Origin of the sequence: Psychromonas sp. Urea-02u-13, assembly GCF_002835995.1 — a bacterium.
In the GTDB taxonomy this organism is placed as follows: Bacteria; Pseudomonadota; Gammaproteobacteria; order Enterobacterales; family Psychromonadaceae; genus Psychromonas.
In genome coordinates, this window is the sequence record NZ_PJBZ01000100.1 from 1 (window position 1) to 20,805 (window position 20,805).

Consider the following 20,805-nt stretch of genomic DNA (forward strand, 5'->3'; position numbering starts at 1 on the left):
GCGTTAGTTACCTTGTCTGTGGGGTCGCATTATAGGGATCTGAATCACGTTGGCAACACTTAATTAGCCTATAAATTACAGTTTATTAAAACGTTGATGTTTACGTTCAATTAACATACAAACATTAGCAATTTATGATTAAATCGGTCTATTCACACCATCTTTTACTAATTTGGTGATCAATCTTAAGATGATCTAATAACCTTGCAACCATAAATTCCTGTAAATCCTCAATCGATTTAGGTTGATGATAAAATCCAGGCGCTAATGGCATGATAGTGACACCTAATTCCGAGAGCGTTAACATATTACGTATATGCAATGTTGAGAATGGCGTTTCACGTGGTGTGATAATTAATAAACCACGCTCTTTTAAGATAACGTCAGCAGCACGCTCAATTAAGTTATTTGATAATCCTTGGGAAATAGAAGCAAAGGTGCCACAGCTACAAGGGCAGATAACCATTTTTTTAGGAGCAGATGAACCTGAAGCAACCGGTGAGAACCAATCTTTGCTGCCAAGAGCAATAATTTGCTTATCTTTAGCATTGAAACGCTTTGCTAAAAATATATTTAAAGCGACCAATTCATCAGGCCAATCTTCATCAACTTCTGTTTTTAATACAATTTTCGCTGCATCAGATAGTAAAAGGTAAACCTGACAATTATTATTAACTAATGCTTGTAATAAACATAAAAAATAACCACTTCCCGATGCACCAGTCACCCCTAAGGTAATTTGTTCGCTAAACTCTTCTTGTAACACTTCTTTCAACATGACCTTTCCTATAACTTATCAAGTAATTTCTGATGAATACTCGCAAAACCACCATTACTCATAATCAATATATGATCGTTAGCTTTGCTTACTTTAACCAGCTTGTCGCAGAGCGTGTTTATATTGGTAGATATATCAACATCTTTGCCCTGCTCTGCAAACATCTCTTGCATCGACCAATTCAGATCATCACCTTCAAAACAATAAACATGATCCGCTTCATTTAATGCGCTCACGATGGCTTCTTTATGAATGCCTAATTTCATTGTATTTGAGCGAGGCTCAAGCACGGCAATAATTCTTTCATTACCCACTTTAGCGCGAAGTCCTGCAAGGGTTGTTTTAATCGCCGTTGGGTGATGAGCAAAATCATCATAAACAGTAATATTGTTAACCTTACCTTTAACTTCCATACGGCGTTTAATACTTTTGAATTCAGCTAAGGCTTCAATAGAAATTTCAGGTGTCACACCGACATGGCGTGCAGCTGCAATCGCACCGAGTGCATTGGCAATATTGTGATCGCCCATTAATGGCCAATTAACCTGCCCTTGTTTTTCATTATTAAGGAATACTTCAAACTGAGAGCCATCTAGCTTCACTTTTTCAGTTGACCAATTACCACCGACACTATTATCTAAGTATTCGACTTCACTCCAACAGCCCATGTGTTTTACTGACATTAGCGCTTGGTCATGATTCGGTAAAATGATGCGCCCACTACTTGGTACAGTACGTACTAAGTGATGGAATTGTTTTTTAATCGCATTAAGGTCGTCAAAAATATCTGCGTGATCAAATTCAAGGTTATTTAATACCAAGGTACGAGGATGGTAATGAACAAACTTAGAACGCTTATCAAAGAAAGCACTATCGTATTCATCGGCTTCTATCACAAAAAAAGGCGTTTCGCCTAAACGTGCCGATAAACCAAAATTTTCAGGCACACCACCAATTAAAAAACCAGGTTGCATATGCGCATACTCAAGAATCCAAGCCAGCATACTAGAAGTAGATGTTTTACCGTGCGTTCCCGCAACAGCAAGTACCCATCTATCTTTTAAAACATGTTCTAGTAACCACTGAGGCCCTGAAATATAAGGAATTTGTTTATCAAGCACCGCTTCAACACAAGCGTTACCACGACTCATGGCATTACCAATCACCACTAAATCAGGTTTACTGTCTAATTGGCTTGGGTCGAAACCTTGAATGAGCTCAATGCCTTGCTCTTCGAGCTGTGTGCTCATTGGAGGGTAAACATTTTTATCTGAACCCGTTACTTTGTAACCTAACGATTTCGCGAGAATAGCAACACCACCCATAAAGGTGCCACAGATACCAAGAATATGAATATGCATAAAAGCCTCAAGAGCATAAAAGAAATAACAAGCACAAGTTATACCTGATATTTAAGCAATAAAAAAGGGCGAACACCTTGCGATGTCCGCCCTTTTTAACATTTAAAAAGCTATCTGATTAAGCTTCGAACGCTTCTTGTAAAAACGGAATAATCTGTTTTTTACGACTTACAACACCTGGTAGTTCAAACATATGATCTACAACGGCACTGTTTAGTGCTTTTGCTACTTTGTCTGCATCTTTAGAGATGATCAGCGCAGTAGTATCTAGCTTAGTAATGTCAGTTAATAATACGATTGTTGAATGGTAGCCTTTATCTGCTTGAAGTTGGCCCATTTCCACTAACATTTCATCTTTTTTACTGAATGCAGTTTCTAACGATGTAAGCTCTAATTGGCCAATGGCTAATTTTTCACCCGCCATTTCAAATACTTTTTGGTCACGTAGGATAAGCTCTGCAGCAGAAACAGAAGCAATATCTGATTTTGCTTCAAACTGTGCTTTTGCAAATGCAGCTAAATCAGCAACACCCGCGATTTCAGCAAGCTCTTTAGCTGCCACTTTATCGATATCTGTTGTAGTAGGACCTTGGAAGTTAACCGTATCAGAAATAATTGCACCCATCATTAATTTAGCAACATCCGCATCCGGCTTTTGGTTGTTAAATTTATACATGTTGTAAACAATTGTTGCGCTACAGCCAACAGGCCAGATCCAACATTCTAATGGCTCACTTGTAGTGATATCCCCTAGTTTGTGATGATCAACAATACCGCGGATTTTTGCTTTTTTCATATCTGCGGTGCCTTGGCCCCAATCAGAATAATCAACAATAAAAATCTCTTCGCCGGCAACTGAAGTACGAATTTCAGGTGTTGGGAAACCAGATTGCTCAAGTAGAAATTGTGCTTCAGGGTTTGGTTCACCTTGTAAAACAGGTGTTGCTGGGCGACCGATTTTATTAAAAAGAGCGGCAAGGCCGATAGCACTACAAAGGCTATCGCAATCAGGGTTTTGGTGTCCAAGTACTAACATTTATAAATTCCTACTTTGGTTAACACTATTCAGCGTGTTTTCAGCTGTGTTTATTTATGTAATGAAAAAACGAATTCATCACAGAGTGAACACTGAATAGTTAGTTTTAAATTAATTGTGCGCAGAATAACCGATCTAAAATAAAAATTTAACTATTAATCTTTTGTATTACGTATTTTTTTTACTTCTGAGGTTGATAACTCACGATATTGAGGACGGTTTCCCGATTCATACTCTTTGTAATAACGCCTGTTAGAAGCACAAAAATAAAGAAGGTAACGATTCTTTAACAAGCCACAGCTTGGATCAATTGAAGAAGACCAACGACTATTCTGCGCATTACGTTCTTCTTCGTTTAATTTATATTCTTCCGCGCGCGCTCTTTTTTCATCAAAGACATCATTACGAATTAATGAATCATTTTTTTCAATGGTTATATTGCCCGCGTTAACTGACAAAGATAATACACTCGACAGCGTAAACATGAGAATACGTTTCATAATAGCTCCTAGGACGATACGAATAAATATAGCTTAGGCTTTACCCTGCTATTATTCGCTATTGGTCGGGATCGCTTTTTTCACATAGACATCAAAGCGGTTTTTCTTGGTCTTGATGCTCATTGACGGTTTTTTATCATTTAAGAAAGGCGCGTAATCAGGGCGCTTTACCACAACACGGTAACGTGCGGATTCTAATGCGGCATCTAATAAATCATCGGCGTCTAAATCGGCACCCACCACCCCTTGGAAAACACGCATCTCTTTTTTAACTAATGCGGATTTCTTTTTATGTGGAAACATAGGGTCAAGGTATACAACATCGGTTTGATTATTTTTAAGAAAATCAACACTTGAGCCAAAATGGAGTTGCATACGTTGTTGCATCCACTCACCAATTTCAAGATTCATATAGGCTCTTTGCAAACCATCATCTAATAAAGCGGCGGCCACAGGTGAGCGTTCCACTAAAGTAACATTGCAGCCTAAAGATGCTAATACAAACGCATCACGTCCGAGTCCAGCCGTTGCATCGATAACATCGATTTGCACACCCGGTTTTAAACCGACTGCTTTAGCAATTGCTTGCCCTTTACCACCACCAAATTTACGACGATGCGCGGTAGCGCCAGAAACAAAATCAACAAAAACTAACCCTTGTTGAGGATCATCTAATTGTTCTAATGCAAGATGCTCTGGTAATAAATGCAAACGAAAGTCATCACTCTGGTGATTTACAAAGCCCCACTTTTCACGCAATTTTTTAGCAGTTGAACTTAGCGCGCTGTCGTTACAAATTAGTGCAATATCCATTAATCTTTAATCACCCATACTGTCAGATAAAAGTGCCATCATATCAATTGGCACTGGTTTTCCTAGATGATACCCCTGTGCGTAATCTACGCCAATCTCTTTTAGCTTTTCAATGGTGACTTCATCTTCCACATACTCGGCAATGGTTTTTTTACCAAACAAGTGACTCAATTCATTAATACTTTTTACGATGCCCATATCCTGTTCATCATTTGCCATATCCTTTACAAACACGCCATCTATTTTAAGATAATCAACATGTAGTCGTTTCAAATAACCAAAGGAGGATAACCCAGTACCGAAGTCATCAAGTGCTAATTTACAGCCTAACTTTTTCAACTTGCGAATCAACTTAGAGGCATTACTAAAGCTGCCAATGGCAACCGTTTCTGTAATTTCAAAACAAAGCTTCTCAAGCGGTAATGCAGAGTTATTTAATATCTCAACCAAATCATCGATAAATTGTGGATCACCGATAGATTGACCCGATAAATTAATTGAGCACATATCTAATTTTAAAACATGCTCTGGATGATTACGTAACCATGACAAGGTCTTAGTGATGATAATCATGTCTATCTTGTCGGCGAGGTTATAACTTTCCGCAATAGGAATAAATTTATCAGGTGGCGCTAAATTACCCGCTTCATCAATCATGCGCGTTAAAATTTCGTAATGCAGGTAATCGCTTTCACCATCAACGGGTTTAATCAATTGTGCATAAAGACAAAAACGAGATTCATCACGTAAGGCATCTTGCACTTTATTAACCCACACAACTTCTTCGCGGCGTAGTTCTTCTTGTTTATCTTCTTCATAAACATGAATGCGGTTACGTCCAGATTCCTTCGCTGTGTAACAAGCACTGTCTACACAACTTAATGCATGCACACCACCACGGCCGGCATCGGTTAATTCCGCTAAACCAATACTAATCCCGAGTGTAAAATGCTGTCCTTCCCATAGGAAATAATGTTTACCAATGGCGTTAATAATACGTTGTGCAGCCAGCTTAGCTTCAATCAATTCCGTTTGCGGCATAATAATCGCAAATTCATCGCCACCTAAACGCGCGACTAAAGAATGTGCAGAGACACTTTCCGTTAATATGGTTGCTATCTGTCGGAGTACTTCGTCACCAGCCTGATGGCCACAGGTATCATTGATAATCTTAAATTTATCCATATCAAGATACATCAAGCTATAAGGGGTGCTCTGGTAAGCAAGATCTTTAAGGTAAGTATCAAGTTGGTTTTCAAAAAACAGGCGATTTTTCAAACCCGTTAGATAATCGTGCGACGCTCTATAATTAAGCTCTTTAGAAAGCTCATAGCGTTCGGTAATATTTTCACAAACCAGGAAGTATTGATCATGGTCCGCTAATTTTCTAACACGCTCATTGATCCAAATTTTTCTATTTTCTTTTGTTGAGTAAGAAATCTCACGAGAGAGCAACAGGCCATCGGCACTGTTACAGTTTTCTAGATATTCTTTTAAATCACTGATGTTAATTAGCTGCGAATAAAGCGTCACTAAATTACGCCCAATCAACTCACCATCAGCGTAACCCAATAAGTTACAACCATATTTATTACACGATAAAATAAGTCCCTGCGCATTTAACATTAACAACATCGACGGACTTTCATCAAGCAATAGGTTAGATCGTTTATTAGCTTTACGGACTTCTTCTTCAACACTTTTTATTTCATTGATATTACGTGCTTCAACAATAATAGAAGTGATTTCGGTATCGTCTTCACCTTCACGAATGGGTTGAATTGATAAATCAAAAGCATGCGGCTTTTCTTTTTGATCAAACAGTAAACATTCAAAACGGATCTGATTACCTAATCGTGCAACACCCATTGCTGATTTTAATCGTTGTTGGCTATCGTGATCTTTATACCACCATGTTGTATCCCATAATGGTAATCCTGTTATTTCATTAAGATCTTGTTCAACAAAATTAAGGGCGGTTTGGTTAACATTTTTTATGTTACCCAACAGATCTAATACAAAAACAAAGTCATAAGAGATATTAAAGATATGTTCGATTCTGTCACTTTTACGCTGAACATCTAATTTTTCCAACTTGATTTTATGCACTTTCCACCATTGCAAAAAGGCAAAGAGGATAACTAATAAGATAGAAAAAAGAGCCACCGTAAATGAGTCCGTCAAATGCAGTTTGGTCGCTGGCTCATTTAAAATAACGCTACCACTTGGAATCTCTTCAACGCTTATATTCCAACGTAACATCTCGTCATATTGAAAGAAGTATTTATCACTGACGTTAACTTCAACGGGTAATGCTTCAATCGGCACCCCTTGCAAAAGATCTAATACTTTGATGGCAGCCGTTTTACCTTGCGTAAAACCACTGATAACCAACCCGCCTAAAACACCACCTTCAAGGTCGTGGCGATTAACCACAAAAATCGGCGATTTCGACACGCCAATTAATGATTTAAGCATAGTATTTCGATTAACAAACTGACCATTTCTATCACGGGAGAAGTCATCAAAAATCAACACCGAATTCTCAGGTAACTTGCTGACTTTCTGTTTTAATGAAACTTCCGTTTCATCATTAAAAGTGATCACATTTTGTGATAATTGCTTGGAGAATTTAGCGATACTTTTGGTGGTAATTTTACTTTCACGTGAGTTGCCAGTAACGATATAAATAGAGTGTGTTTCAGGGAATAGTGACAGGGATAATAAGACAGTACCTAAGATATTCTCAGATTCAATCACACCCGATATTTTGTGAGTGAAATTCAATAAAGATTTTTTATGACGTTTAATACCGGTAAATATAATAGGCGTATTTAGGAATAAACGATCCGCATAACGTTGCACTAGTTTTAATGCATTATCACCACTCACAATCACTGCATCAAAATCACGTTGTTCAAATTTACGCGAAAAATAATCAACGTACTGCGCCAGTGCCTGCTCGGTTAATACTTGGTAGCTATCTAAATAGGTAACATAAAGGGCGATGTTTTCATCTTCAAATTGGGTTTCGATGCCTTTTTGAATATCGCGAGTCCACTGATTTCCTTGATGGCCAGAATGTAAAACAAGTACCTCTGCTACTTTTGCAAAAATCGGTGAGGTCGTTACTAATAAGCAACTTAAAAACAGAAAACGCAGAGAGCGAGATAATGAACAAGATGAGAAATTAAACAATTTTATTAATCCGTACAGCTAACAAAGAAGTATCGCTATTATACTCCTTTTTTTATAGACATAAAAAAAGCCAGTCAATTGACTGGCTCTTTTGTGACAGGCAACCTCTATAGAGGGGTTACGATGTAAAGTAAGTCTCCACTTGATACTTGTTGACCATTTGCGTTGATAATTCGCTCAACACGGAACTTAGTTTTTGCATCATATAACACGGCATCTTGGCGATTAAAGCTAGATAGCGATAACGGTGAAAACATTTTCATCGCTTCCATCAAGCCTAATGTCTGCTCAACATTAACAATGTCACCTTCATGTACAAAATCAGGTTCAGCAGGTGACGATGCACGGTAGAAGATACCTGCACTTTGTGCCATTACTTTCAGCTCATTACTACCATCAACGGTAATTGAAACGTCACTACCGCCAGTAGAGGCAGAAGCTTCCATTTCATCAATCATTGTTGCTTGGTCAAGTCTTGCCATAAACTTAGGTAAGTAAGTTGTATCGTAAACACCTTTTAAGAACACTTCATCGTTCAAAATACGCTTCAATAAAGGAATATTTGTTGCGATCCCCTTAATAACCACTTTGTCTAAGAAGGCTAATAATTTCTTAACGGTATCGTTACGATCTTCACCCGTACAGATAAACTGCGCGACTAAACTATCGTAATAAGGTGATACTTCTTTACCTTCAGCAATCATTGAAATAACTTCAATGTTGTCTTGTTCAGGCACAGAATACTCAATCACTTTACCAGGATGTGGCAATAACTGCATAACGCCATCAGCATCTAGTGCAGCTTTTTCAGCCGTCACACGTACTTCAATTGCGTAGCCTTTATCAGCTGGTTTCATATCAGCAATGTTAGCACCAGAAGCAATGTTGTATTGCGCACTAACAATATCGATACAAGATGTTGCTTCCGTAACAGGATGCTCTACTTGTAAACGTGTATTCATTTCCATGAAGTAGATAGCATCTTCATCAAGGTCATAAATAAACTCAACCGTGCCCGCACCTAAATAATCAACCGCGTCAGCTAATGCGGCAGTATGTTTCAGTGCTTCAGCATGTAGGTTAGCAGGCAACATGGTTGATGCCGACTCTTCAACTACTTTTTGGTTGTTACGTTGTACAGAACAATCTCGAATACCCAACACTTTGGTATTACAGTGCTTATCACGTAATAACTGTACTTCGATGTGACGTAATGAAGTGATGTATTTCTCTAGGTACAAGTCACCGTTACCAAATGCACTACGTGCTTCAGCAGATACTTGCGCAAAACCAGTAAACATATCTTCAGCTTTTTCAATGACCAAGATACCTTTACCGCCACCACCATTTACAGCTTTAAGCAGAACGGGATAACCCATGCCATTTGCAATATCAAGTGCTTGCTCTGCGCCGGTTAAAATACCGTGAGAACCAGGAACAACCGGTACACCGTTATCTTGTGCTGTTTTGATTGCGTTTGATTTGTTACCCATTGTTAACATACTGGTCATGCTTGGACCAACAAAGTTAATATCATGGCTTACACATAAGTCAGCAAATTGCGGGCTTTCTGATAAGAAACCAATACCAGGATGAAGTGCATCGACTTCTTCATGTTCAGCAACTTTTAATACAGAGCTTGCGTTCAAGTAACTTTCATCTGATGTGTTACCACCCAAACAAACTAACTTATCGCCTTCGCCTAACATGTCAGCAGGGACAGACGTCATATCAGGGTCAGATGCCACTAAGACAACATTAATGCCGTTATCTTTTGCTTTACGTATTAATTTAACCGCAGTACAACCACGTGCATGCACTAATACTTTTTTAACCGGTTTCATTAGTTCACGCGGATCAGCTTGAGAGAACGAATCTTCGTCAATATTACAGACAGGAACAAAACCGGTTAACGCACGTTCGATTGTTTCTTCAATCGTAATCGTAGGCATTGGCATGTTTTCATCGATATCACGTAACTTATCATTTAAATCATCAGAGAATGGATTGATAACTAAACCATCCATTGCACCGGCATTGCGTGACAAGTAGTTAGATAACGTTGATGTAGATGGTAAATAAGCAGGAACAACCATTTGACCAGCAAACGGCATATTAGTACCTGATAGGTAATACGTTTGCGCCATTGGATGTGTTACAAAACTTGCTTGTGCGCCACCTGTACAGTCACCGTAACCAAACATAACAACCGGTAAATCGTTATCACGAATGAAACGCGTAATACGGTCATTTACCACAGCCATTGAGAATAGTGCAGCAGCACCTTCTTTAGTTTGCATACCACCAGAACTGATAAACGCTACAACAGGTAAATGCTGTTTTGCACATTTAACTAATAGTGCACAGAATTTCTCTGCACTTGCCATATCAAAGGCACCGGCTTGGAATGAAAGATTAGAAACAGCAACACCAACACGCTGAGTTTCGCCGTTTGCAAGTTTGAACTCACCGATACCAGACACTAAACCACAGGGTTTGATGTTTTTATCTAACGCATCTTCAACTGATAGACGGAAACCAGGGAATTCTAAAAGGTTAGCGGTCATTAAGTCAGTACGAGATTCTTTAAAGTTAGTAAAGAACTTGCCTAAAATAGCGTCGTGAGAATTGTTCTTTTTGTTCTTTTCAGAACGAAGAACAGCTTGAATTAATAGATCTTGATAACCCATTGTTAAGCGGTTCCAGAAGTCTTTACGACGACCGATACGCACAGGGTTAATAGCACCATTATAGGCAGACGCATCTTCATCGCTTGCATAGTAAGAAGGTAGAATTTTCTCAAAGAAGTAAGTGATGATTACAAACAAACTTGCGTTCATTTGTGGAGAACCAATACTCTTCCACTCTTCAACTTTAGCTAGAATTTCACCACGTTCACTTTGATCAGTGAAGTATTGAATCCAAGCATTAAAGCTTTCTTTTAGCTCTTCGTAATCGTCATCACTCACTTTACTTAATGCCGCTTTTAATGAGCTACGTACTAATGATGAAACAGATTCACGAGATAACTCTTTGGTTGCCATTGCTTCTTTTGCAATTGACGCAAGGTTACCCATAGTGTTGTCATATAAGGCATTGAATACCAACATATGACGACAATGTACAATAAAGCACTCACGTGTATCTTTATGACTAACAACATCAATCGTCGTTAGCTTAGAAAGTTCAGGCCAGCTATCTGTTAGCGGTAGATTTTTCTCGTCTTCAAGGTAAGCAATTAATGCACGGAAGTTATCTTCAGCGCTGCTTTTCCAACGGTTGTATAAAGACCATGTTAGGTTAATCATCAGCGTACTACGTGCATTATTATAATTTGCAGCAGGTTCGCCTAAAATCAACTTAGTGAAGGCATTACGCTCAACACTCTTATCTTCACGCTTAGCAAGGAAAGACTTCCAATTTTTATTTAACGTATCGTCGTAAATCAATTTATCAGGGTTAGTTAACCAGCTTACAAATACTTTTTTACGATCGTCTTCAATACGTGCTTTAAGATCCCCTTCAGGAATCGTCATTTTTGATAAACGACCGTATTCATTTTTTTGAATTGCTTTAATGCGCGAACGCAGTGTCAAGTAACGCATGTAACGGTAAGTCGTACCAAATGCATTATTATGTACTGTTGGGTTTTTCGCTAAAAGATGTGCATTATCAGAGGCGTTTTCAACAGCCACTAATTTATTTGACGGATCTAAGTAGCGCGATAAACTGCGGTTGTAATGTTCTAAAATATCAGGGTATTTACGTACAAAATCAACAGAGGTTGATTCGATAGATAGAATGCTCGAAATAACCGCTTTTTGTAGGTTATGTTGACGCTCATCTTGGTCAACAGGCGAGTAATCTACGATGCCATCGATACAACCATTGGTGTATAACTCTTCAGGAGAAACACCAACAGATTGTGCACATTCCTGCCAAGAAAGGTTATATTTACGTGCAATACTTTGTAAACCTTTAGGCTGAATAGTATTAAAAATACCATCACGTACAGAGAGTAAGATATTCGCTGTTGCTAGTGGAATAGCACCACCAGAATAACCAACACCCACAACGATACCAACTGTAGGCACATCAACATTTGCACTTTCAGTGATCATTTGAGAAATACTGTGTGCTTGATTCTGGCTATTTGCTTCCTCGCCTGCATCTGCTCCCGGAGTATCAATTAAATACACAATAGGAAGTGATAAATCAGCAAACTTACGAATCGCTTTACTAGCCGCTAAGTGATGCTCAGGCATCCACGCGCCATTATTAGAACTACGTTCTTGGCCGATGATACCGATTCGACGCATATAACCGCCAAAATCTAGTTCCATCTCAGCACAATAAAATGCGCCGTTTAATTGTTCTGTCACTATCTTGCCGTTAAAACCTTCAACGATAGTTTTAACACCTGGACGTTTATTATCTTCTGCAGGCTGCACTGTGCGTGCGATATATGCATCCACGCCGAGTTTTTTGATGGCGGTTAAATTTGATTTAATACGCTTGCGTTCAATCAAACCTTCTAAATTTTCAGTGTTTGATGGTAAAGAGTTATCCGGAAATAACGAAAAGTCTTTTGCGATATGCTCTGCGTGAATAAACAACGGATCAGCAATATTGTTTGTTTCAAACTGAGAAGAGGAAGATTTTCCTGACATACAGTACCCTTACAAAATAGTAATAGAAAATTAAAAAAATAGATCCGCCTAATTTACAACTTATTAACAGATGATGCCAGTACTGATTTTACAATGTAATCAAAAGTGACTGGATTCGTATATTTCTGTGTTGTAAATAGCAGAAAACCCATCAATTAAAAAATAATTAATGGGTTCAAACGTTAAATGTCATTTTATTATAAATAACTTAGCGTACTTAGACTAAACCATATAATTCTCAGGAAGATCAATCTGAGCAACCCCAGTTGCTACCGCTGCACGTGCAACTGCACCCGCCACTTTCTTCAATAAACGCGGATCCATTGGTTTTGGAATGATATAACCTTTACCAAATTCAAGTGATGTTGAACCACTCGCTTTCAATACAGAATCAGGCACTGGCTCTTTCGCAATCGCGCGAATTGCGTTCACAGCGGCGACCTTCATCTCTTCATTAATTTCTGTCGCACGTACATCTAATGCACCACGGAAAATAAAAGGAAAACACAGTACGTTATTAACTTGGTTAGGATAATCACTACGCCCTGTTGCCATAATTAAATCATCACGTACCGCATGGGCAATTTCAGGTTTAATCTCAGGATCAGGATTTGAACAGGCAAATATAACTGGATTTGGCGCCATTAATTTAACATCCTCGCCAGACAAAACATCAGGACCAGAAACACCCACAAAAACATCGGCGCCATTGATAACATCTTGTAATGTGCGTTGATCAGTATTATTAGCAAAGCGCTGTTTGTATTCGTTAATATCATCACGACGAGTATGAATAACGCCTTTACGATCTAACATATAGATTTTTTCACGTAACGCGCCACATTGAATCAGTAGTTCCATACAAGCAATGGCAGCTGCGCCGGCGCCCATACAAACAATTTTTACTTCTTCAATTTTTTTGCCTTGAATATCTAAGGCATTGATCATTCCCGCAGCCGTTACAATGGCAGTACCGTGCTGATCATCATGAAAAACAGGAATGCTACAGCGCTGTTTTAATTCTTTTTCAATCTCAAAACATTCTGGTGCTTTGATATCTTCAAGATTAATACCACCAAAAGTATCGGCGATATTAGCAACAGTATTGATAAATTCTTCTGGTGTGCGGTGTTTTACTTCAATATCAATGGCATCAAGGTTTGCAAAACGTTTAAATAATAATGCTTTACCTTCCATCACAGGTTTTGATGCAAGAGGGCCTAAATTACCCAGCCCTAAAATAGCAGTACCATTAGTAATAACGGCCACTAAGTTACCTTTAGCCGTATATTTGTAGACATCATCAGGGTTAGCCGCAATTTCTCGTACCGGCTCCGCAACACCAGGGCTGTATGCCAATGATAAGTCGTCTGCTGTTTCAGCAGATGTTGTTAGTTCAACACTAATTTTCCCTGGTTTAGGGAACTCGTGATAATCAAGAGCTTGTTGGCGCAGGTCTGACATTGATAAATTCCAATAATGATGAAGCGGGCTTAACCCGCAAATAAAGTGTGATAATAGTCAAAAATTAAGCGTAGTTATAGCTTTAATTCATTTTACGGTAACATTTGTGCTGGGTGGTAAATAGTCAATTTAGGCTCCCCACGTGAAAAAATCAACTTTCCTGAGAGTAATACTTTTTCATGTAATAGCAGTTTGATGCCATTCTTTTTAAATATTTTTAGTTTGGCACTGCTGATTGAAACAATTAAACGTTTATCAATGCGTAATATCATTCCTTTCTTATTTTTATTTATATCGGTGATTCGCCCTGAGATATACGCATAACCTTTGTCCGATTTTTCTAGCCTAGTAGCACGCAATGGCTTAAAACCAGACCAAACGCCTTTTTTGCGTAATCGGGCTTTGCGCTCAGCATCTTGAAAGCATCGCCACAATTTGTCATTTTTACCAATCACCCAATGTTTTGCTAATCCTGATTTTAATTGCAACAAGGCTAAGTTCCGCCCCGTTTTGCTGTACACATAAGCCAACTTTCTACCATATTTATCTTGTTTAGTTTTATCAAAAACTAAATGTAATTTATCACCCGGGCGAAGATACCTTTCTAACAAGGCTTTTGCTTCAAGCGCATTAGGTTCTGATCGGCTTGGATTACGGTGGTTAATTTCAGGAGTATTAATACCAATAAAGCGCACTAATCGGCCATTTTCTAAGGTGACCGTATCACCATCATTAATCTTTTTTAGGGTCACGGTTTCATCCCAGCTATAACGTGGGCAACTCGCGTATAAAGAGGAGGGTAAAAAAACAATAAAAAAGATTAGCAGATATTGCACAGTAAGCACCGGATAAAGAATGAGTCCTTACTGTAGATTAAAAGCGCCTAAAATTACATTAAGCGCTTATTGCGGTGATTTACAACGCAGTTTAAGCCGGGTAAATATATGGCGCTTGAATGCCAAGCGGAATACCTAATGCCCAATACGCCAAAAGAAACAGCGTCCATGCAATCAACATCGCAATAGAATAAGGCATCATCATTGACGCCAATGTTCCTATACCAGTGCTTTTTACATAACGTTGGCAATACACAACAACCAGTGGGAAAAACACCATTAACGGAGACACAATATTCGACACCGAATCACCCACGCGGTAAGCGGCTTGTGATAACTCAGGGGAAATATTAACCGCCATTAACATTGGCACTAATACCGGACCAATTAATGCCCATTTTGCCGAGGCAGATCCGACTAATAAATTAACAAATGCGGTGAGTAAAATTAAACCCACAATAGTGAGCTGCCCTGGCAACTGTAAATATTGTAAAAACTGTGCGCCATAAAGCGCTAAAATCACACCAATATTTGATTGACTAAAAGCCACTAAAAATTGTGCGCAGAAGAAAGCCATTACAATATAGCTACCCATTGTGCCCATGGTATGGGACATCGATTTAATCACATCATCATTACTTTTAAACTTGCCAACCGTACGCCCATAAACAACACCCGGAATAACAAAAAGTATAAAGATAAGTGGCACAATTGATTGCATAACGGGTGCGTCAAAAGCAGTTAACTCTCCGCTTAAAGAACGTAGCGGTGAGCTCTCCGGAATTAACAAAACAACTAACAATGCAATACCCGATAACATAGCAGCCAATGCACGATTAAAGGCACGATTTTCATTTTCGCTAATTTCACCTAAATTAGGTGCTTCTTCTGCATCTTCATCAATGGCGATTTGACTTAAACGTGGCTCTATTATTTTCTCAGTCACCCACCAACCGACCGCAACAATTAAAATTGAAGACAGACCCGTGAAATAGATATTAGCGAGCGGGTTTACAATATAATTAGGATCAAAGACTTGGGCTGCGGATTGCGTAAAACCAGCAATTAACGGGTCAATACCAGAGGGAATGAAATTAGCAGAGAAACCACCAGATACTCCGGCAAAAGCAGCCGCAATACCCACTAAAGGATGACGTCCTGCTGCATGGAAAATGATCCCGCCTAAAGGTATAACTAACACATAACCGGCATCGGCAGCGGTATGTGAAACAATCGCCACCAAAATTAACATTGGTGTTAATAATTTAGCCGGCGTAAAACGTAACATCTTTTTTAACGCGGTATTTATAAACCCCGAAGAATCCGCAACACCGATACCTAACATAGCCACTAATACGATACCTAATGGTGCAAAACCGGTAAAGGTTTTAACCATATTTGCCAAGAAGTGCGCTAATGATTCACCAGTTAATAAGTTATTAACTTCCATGCCCTGCTGAGTAATGGGATGTATTAATCCAAAAGAGAATTGTGATAATAATGCAGATAATCCCCATACCAACAATAAACCCCAAAAGAAAAGTAATGCTGGATCAGGTATTTTATTACCTGTTTTTTCAACAAAATTTAAAAAACGCTCCATTCTTTTTGATGAAACCTTTACGCTTTCTGTACTGATTTGTTCACTCATTCATGCTCCAAGCCAAAATTAAAAATTCTCAGCAGATTATGAAAGAATTACTAAAGTATTTTTTTGATTTAGCTTGTCTTTTTCCGCGATTTCAGAAGATAAAGTACAACGTTCTATGTATATTTCAGCTAAGAAAACTGCCTCAGTATAATTATCAAGCAATCTCAAACAGATAATTAATGCCCTAAAAAGTCTTAATTACAACGACATACTCAACCATAAAGAACAAAAAACACAAAAAAAGACCATTTTCGAACAAATGAGATCTCGAACGAAACAAGCGACACTAAAAATCATTACACGCTCATAACAATACTGTTACATTTATGTGACATACGTCGCGACTACGCACTAAATAAACATACAGGCTATTTTTCGTACAAAAAGGCACTATCTTTGAATTGTTCCAGCACAAACCCTTTAATTAAAGATAGGAAGATTTGTATGAACCAGAAAACACGGATTGCTATAGCTTTATCGACTGTATTTATAATGCCAACCGGGTACGCATATGAAGTTTATGCTGACGAAGAAAATAGTTTCTCAATTGGAGGTCATTTATCAGCAGGCCTAGCTGGAGATTCTGGAGATGATGGTGACGCGCAAGTTAACGCTCCTTCTCCACGTATTAATTTTGAAGGCAAGCGCGGGTTAACTCAAGATTTAAGCTTTGACGCAAAAATTGAATGGGGCGTTAATTACTTAAATAATGATAAGACGACAGATAAAAATCCAGATGTACTATCAAGTCGTTTAGGTTATGTCGGTGCAACACATACGACGATCGGCCGAGTCGTTGTTGGACGTCAGTGGGCCCCTTATTATTCAGTCATGGGTATTGCAGATAGTCCCGTTGCTTTTGCCAATGATTTTTTATATAACGATCATGGCAACTTAGGTACAGGACGCGCAAACAAAATGGTTAGCTATGGTAAAGGTTTTAACCTTTCAGAAAGCATGGCACTAAAATTTGGCGCAGGCTGGCAAGGTACACAAGGAGTCTATGACTCACGCTTGCAAGCTTCATTACAGTTACAGTTTGAGCAATTTAATGTAGGTTATGCCTTTAGCAATGGTGATGTAGCAGATGAAACCGCAATGTCGAATGGCTTTTCTGCAGGTTATGGCAACTACGGTAAAGGTTTATACGTCGCTGGTGTCTATGCGTTAAATGAAAGTATTACGATTGCAGGCTCTGATAATACCGCAGCTGAATTCATTGCAGCCTATGCATTAGACAATGGCCTTAATTTGATTGCTAACTATGAAATGGTTGACGATGATGACAACGTGGCAGGTTATAGCGAAGCCGCCTTCCAAGTTGAATACCGAGTTTTACCTAAAGTCTTAACTTATGCCGGTTATCAAGTTGGGTTAGATAGTGATGATAATAAAGAAGAAGATAAATGGATGTTTGGTGCTCGTTTCTATTTATAAAAAGAAACAGTTTAATACCCTTAGTTTAATATCTCTTAATTTATAGCGGTTTTGAATCTATTCACAAATGATTCAAGACCGTCTCCTCTTTCCCCCTGCCCTTTATATCAACTTCAAACACCACTATAAACACACTCAAAGCAGCGACATCACACCCAATCATAAACTTCAGGCATAAAAAAAGGCATCCGAGGATGCCTTTGTTGCGTAAGGTTCAACAAGCTTATTTAGAAGCAAGTGCGCCAAAACGACTTTTGCCCGTTGTTAATAAAGAGCTTCAATACGACTGCTTGTATTTATAGTCTTTATTTATAAAGCTTCAGGCATAAAAAAAGGCATCCGAGGATGCCTTTATTACGTAAGGTTCAACAAGCTTATTGAGAAGCAAGTGCGCCAAAACGACTTTTGCCCGTTGTTAATAAAGAGCTTCAATACGACTGCTCGTATTTATAGTCTTTATTTATAAAGCTTCAATACGACAGCTCGTATTTATGGTCTTTATTTATAAAGCTTCAGGCATAAAAAAAGGCATCCGAGGATGCCTTTGTTGCGTAAGGTTCAACAAGCTTATTTAGAAGCAAGTGCGCCAAAACGACTTTTGAATTTCTCAATACGACCGCCAGTATCAACAACACGTTGAGTACCAGTGTAGAATGGGTGACAAGCGCCACAGATATCTAGAGTGATATCTTTACAAACTGTTGAGCCAACGTTTACTACATTGCCACATGAACAAGTTGCTGCGATTTGTTTGTATTCTGGGTGAATTGCATTTTGCATTTGGAAAACCTCTTTTGGGCCGTGTCGCTGCTCAGCTTGATGAATTATTTCAATCAACAGAGTACCACACGTAATTATCATAAAAATTCAGGCGCAAATTATAAACAAGCCACACAACAAATACAATCAATAAATTCATTCTGCGGTTATCTGTTGCAACGCCTTATCGAATAACTGTTCTGGTTGATAAGTTCTATCACTCAGGCCTAACAAACAAGCGGCGGTTTGGCCTTTAATTGGAGTGCAATAATTATATAAAGCACGATATATTTCTAAAATATTATCAATCACTTGCATGCTATTTATATTTTTATTAATGCTCTTATCTAAGTACTGATAAAAATTTTCAATGGCATCCCCTTTATTTAAAGTAAATGTAGGGTGTGACTTTAATTTGCAGGTAATCGGGCAAAATGCACCGACTCGATTACTAAACCAGATATCATTCCACCACCCTAAACGTTTACCATCAAGGCTTTCATCCCCACCAATAAAAGGTAAAAAGAAATAAACATTAGCGCGTGTGCTTTTAATAGAAACATAAGAGGACATTAATGCAGCCGACCTTAACGTGCTTTCATGCTCTATAAAATGATCGTATGTACCCACCTTGCCGGTAAACGCCTTTAATAATTGAAAGTGAATATAAGCAACTTTATCCGGATAAATAGCATTACATTTCACAATGGGTTTTAAATCCCCAACAATCAATTGCTCAAAATGATTACGCTTTAAGTTTTGTTGATAACGCGCCAGTAACACTTCCTCCAGATCATAAGATTTAATATTAGCGGCCAGTGTGTTTTCTTTTTCATGGTAGATAAATTCATCGGCAAACAAATGTTTCGTTAAATTATGCGTTTGCAATAAAATATAACCACTGTCTATCTCTGCACTAAAAAGCGCATATAAACCACGCTGATGGCTAAGTTCAAGTAACCGCCCTTCACTGTGCATACCTAAATATTCTCGGGTTAATAATTTTTCTTCATTAATTCGACTGAAATTAGAAAAAATGAGCGCCAATTTATTAAGGTAAAAATAATACAAACGAGCAGATAAGCCACTCTCTTTAATCGCCGTTTTTATCTCTTTTTTGCTTAATAAAGAGTCTAAAACCACCTTCAAAGCGGCGCTATTTTTAAAATCAGGCAAGGTAAAAACAGTATCACACTGACAACATTTTTTACGCTGCGTGCCTGCTGAGGTGAATCCGTGGCGCTTAGATTTAGGTGTATTGGTAATTAAAAAATAAGGGCTACATTTTTTGCATCCAACCACCTTTTGAGCAAATTGTTTTTCTAATTTTTCTTCAAGTACTTGCTTTACTAGCTCATTATTTATCCAAGGAGGGTTACTGCCACACAACTTACACTCCGTTGAAAGGTAACCTAAGCGTTCACTCTTTTGAATATATGACTCACTGCCACTTACCCCAAAGTTTTTGCAACTCACTGTTTTGCAACAATTAAAATCTTTTGTAAATCTCAGCATTCGACGTCTCGATTAAGGAACAACACATTTTGTAATCAAACTGTAATTAATCATAGTAAATAATAAGCCATCGATCCACGTCACTTTTCCAACATTGTTCACTAAATAGACTAACTCTCGTCAGGAAAATGGACATACATTTAAAAATCAGAAGGGAAAGGACTACATGAATATTTTAATAAAAGGTTTATTAGCAACAGCGGTTATAGCAGCACTAACAGGTTGTGATGATAGTAATAATGGTGAAGCACCAACCACCTGTGCAGAAGCGGGTGATAGCTGTAAAACATTTACGTTATTACACACGAATGATAACCATGGCTGCTTTTGGGAAAATAAACACGGTGAATACGGCATGGCGGCACGTAAAACAGTGATTGATAGCATTCGTGCTGAAGTCGCGACAAGTGGCGGTGAAGTCTTACTGCTATCGGGCGGTGATATCAATACCGGTGTGCCAGAGTCTGATTTACAAGATGCAAAACCAGACTTCATTGGTATGAATGCCATTGGTTATGACGCCATGGCAGTAGGTAACCACGAATTTGATAACCCTCTTTCAGTAGTTGAAATGCAACGAGAGTTAGCAGAGTTCCCAATGCTAGCCGCTAACATTTATAACAAAGCGACCGGTGAGCGTTATTTTGATGCTTATAAAATATTCACCGTTAATGGCATTAAAATAGCCGTGATTGGTTTGACCACAGAAAATACAGCCACACTGGCTAATCCCGAATATATTGGCGGATTAGAATTTACTGATCCCACCACTGAAATTAAAAAAGTC

General features: G+C 38.5%; 14 protein-coding genes. 2 read left to right on the top strand and 12 right to left on the bottom strand.

Annotated elements, in window-relative coordinates; translation table 11 throughout:
- Nucleotides 1-148: 148 nt before the first annotated feature.
- The 10 genes from CXF74_RS18275 to CXF74_RS18320 all read right to left on the bottom strand — a co-directional run bounded on the left by CXF74_RS18275 (nt 149) and on the right by CXF74_RS18320 (nt 16,307).
- Nucleotides 149-778 carry a flavin prenyltransferase UbiX gene (locus CXF74_RS18275; protein ID WP_101083963.1) on the bottom strand — a complete coding sequence of 210 codons (630 nt, stop codon included), beginning with the start codon at nt 776-778 and terminating at the stop codon, nt 149-151.
- An 8-nt stretch (nt 779-786) separates the two neighbouring features.
- A complete protein-coding gene (gene mpl, locus CXF74_RS18280; protein ID WP_101083964.1) occupies nt 787-2,139 on the bottom strand; it encodes a UDP-N-acetylmuramate:L-alanyl-gamma-D-glutamyl-meso-diaminopimelate ligase in 1,353 nt (450 codons plus the stop codon).
- 118 nt (nt 2,140-2,257) lie between these two features.
- The gene (locus CXF74_RS18285) at nt 2,258-3,175 is read right to left on the bottom strand and encodes a manganese-dependent inorganic pyrophosphatase (RefSeq protein ID WP_101083965.1); all 918 of its coding nucleotides are present in this window, start codon (nt 3,173-3,175) and stop codon (nt 2,258-2,260) included.
- Nucleotides 3,176-3,330: 155 nt separating this feature from the next.
- The gene (locus tag CXF74_RS18290; RefSeq protein WP_101083966.1) at nt 3,331-3,675 is read right to left on the bottom strand and encodes a hypothetical protein; all 345 of its coding nucleotides are present in this window, start codon (nt 3,673-3,675) and stop codon (nt 3,331-3,333) included.
- A gap of 51 nt (nt 3,676-3,726) precedes the next feature.
- Nucleotides 3,727-4,488, bottom strand: a complete 762-nt coding sequence (locus CXF74_RS18295; RefSeq protein WP_101083967.1) for a class I SAM-dependent methyltransferase — start codon at nt 4,486-4,488, stop codon at nt 3,727-3,729.
- A 6-nt stretch (nt 4,489-4,494) separates the two neighbouring features.
- Complete coding sequence (locus tag CXF74_RS18300) at nt 4,495-7,686, bottom strand: ABC transporter substrate binding protein (protein ID WP_101083968.1); 3,192 nt, start codon at nt 7,684-7,686, stop codon at nt 4,495-4,497.
- Nucleotides 7,687-7,793: 107 nt separating this feature from the next.
- Nucleotides 7,794-12,356, bottom strand: coding sequence for an ATP-binding protein (locus tag CXF74_RS18305; protein WP_101083969.1), 4,563 nt, complete (start codon nt 12,354-12,356; stop codon nt 7,794-7,796).
- A gap of 222 nt (nt 12,357-12,578) precedes the next feature.
- Entirely contained in the window at nt 12,579-13,820 is a 1,242-nt protein-coding gene (locus tag CXF74_RS18310) for a malic enzyme-like NAD(P)-binding protein (protein WP_101083970.1), read from the bottom strand.
- 92 nt (nt 13,821-13,912) lie between these two features.
- A complete protein-coding gene (locus CXF74_RS18315) occupies nt 13,913-14,656 on the bottom strand; it encodes a thermonuclease family protein (protein WP_232772579.1) in 744 nt (247 codons plus the stop codon).
- Between the two features lie 91 nt (nt 14,657-14,747).
- A complete protein-coding gene (locus tag CXF74_RS18320; RefSeq protein ID WP_101083971.1) occupies nt 14,748-16,307 on the bottom strand; it encodes an AbgT family transporter in 1,560 nt (519 codons plus the stop codon).
- Between the two features lie 444 nt (nt 16,308-16,751).
- Between CXF74_RS18320 and CXF74_RS18325 the strand changes: the two genes are divergently transcribed.
- Complete coding sequence (locus CXF74_RS18325) at nt 16,752-17,744, top strand: porin (protein ID WP_101083972.1); 993 nt, start codon at nt 16,752-16,754, stop codon at nt 17,742-17,744.
- A 567-nt stretch (nt 17,745-18,311) separates the two neighbouring features.
- Here the strand turns inward: CXF74_RS18325 and rpmE are convergent.
- Together rpmE and CXF74_RS18335 are read right to left on the bottom strand one after the other, a co-directional pair.
- A complete protein-coding gene (gene rpmE / locus CXF74_RS18330; protein WP_101083975.1) occupies nt 18,312-18,524 on the bottom strand; it encodes a 50S ribosomal protein L31 in 213 nt (70 codons plus the stop codon).
- Between the two features lie 135 nt (nt 18,525-18,659).
- Nucleotides 18,660-19,979 carry a hypothetical protein gene (locus CXF74_RS18335; RefSeq protein ID WP_232772580.1) on the bottom strand — a complete coding sequence of 440 codons (1,320 nt, stop codon included), beginning with the start codon at nt 19,977-19,979 and terminating at the stop codon, nt 18,660-18,662.
- 205 nt (nt 19,980-20,184) lie between these two features.
- Between CXF74_RS18335 and CXF74_RS18340 the strand changes: the two genes are divergently transcribed.
- The coding region (locus CXF74_RS18340; RefSeq protein WP_198552912.1) for a metallophosphoesterase at nt 20,185-20,805 on the top strand (621 nt) is incomplete at its 3' end.

What these genes read in the sequence shown, in the direction of transcription:
- CXF74_RS18275 (WP_101083963.1), bottom strand. Translation starts at nt 778, where the DNA reads ATGTTGAAAGAAGTGTTACAAGAAGAGTTTAGCGAACAAATTACCTTA.
- CXF74_RS18290 (WP_101083966.1), bottom strand. Translation starts at nt 3,675, where the DNA reads ATGAAACGTATTCTCATGTTTACGCTGTCGAGTGTATTATCTTTGTCA.
- CXF74_RS18305 (WP_101083969.1), bottom strand. Translation starts at nt 12,356, where the DNA reads ATGTCAGGAAAATCTTCCTCTTCTCAGTTTGAAACAAACAATATTGCT.
- CXF74_RS18285 (WP_101083965.1), bottom strand. Translation starts at nt 3,175, where the DNA reads ATGTTAGTACTTGGACACCAAAACCCTGATTGCGATAGCCTTTGTAGT.
- CXF74_RS18320 (WP_101083971.1), bottom strand. Translation starts at nt 16,307, where the DNA reads ATGAGTGAACAAATCAGTACAGAAAGCGTAAAGGTTTCATCAAAAAGA.
- mpl (WP_101083964.1), bottom strand. Translation starts at nt 2,139, where the DNA reads ATGCATATTCATATTCTTGGTATCTGTGGCACCTTTATGGGTGGTGTT.
- rpmE (WP_101083975.1), bottom strand. Translation starts at nt 18,524, where the DNA reads ATGCAAAATGCAATTCACCCAGAATACAAACAAATCGCAGCAACTTGT.
- CXF74_RS18295 (WP_101083967.1), bottom strand. Translation starts at nt 4,488, where the DNA reads ATGGATATTGCACTAATTTGTAACGACAGCGCGCTAAGTTCAACTGCT.
- CXF74_RS18325 (WP_101083972.1), top strand. Translation starts at nt 16,752, where the DNA reads ATGAACCAGAAAACACGGATTGCTATAGCTTTATCGACTGTATTTATA.
- CXF74_RS18310 (WP_101083970.1), bottom strand. Translation starts at nt 13,820, where the DNA reads ATGTCAGACCTGCGCCAACAAGCTCTTGATTATCACGAGTTCCCTAAA.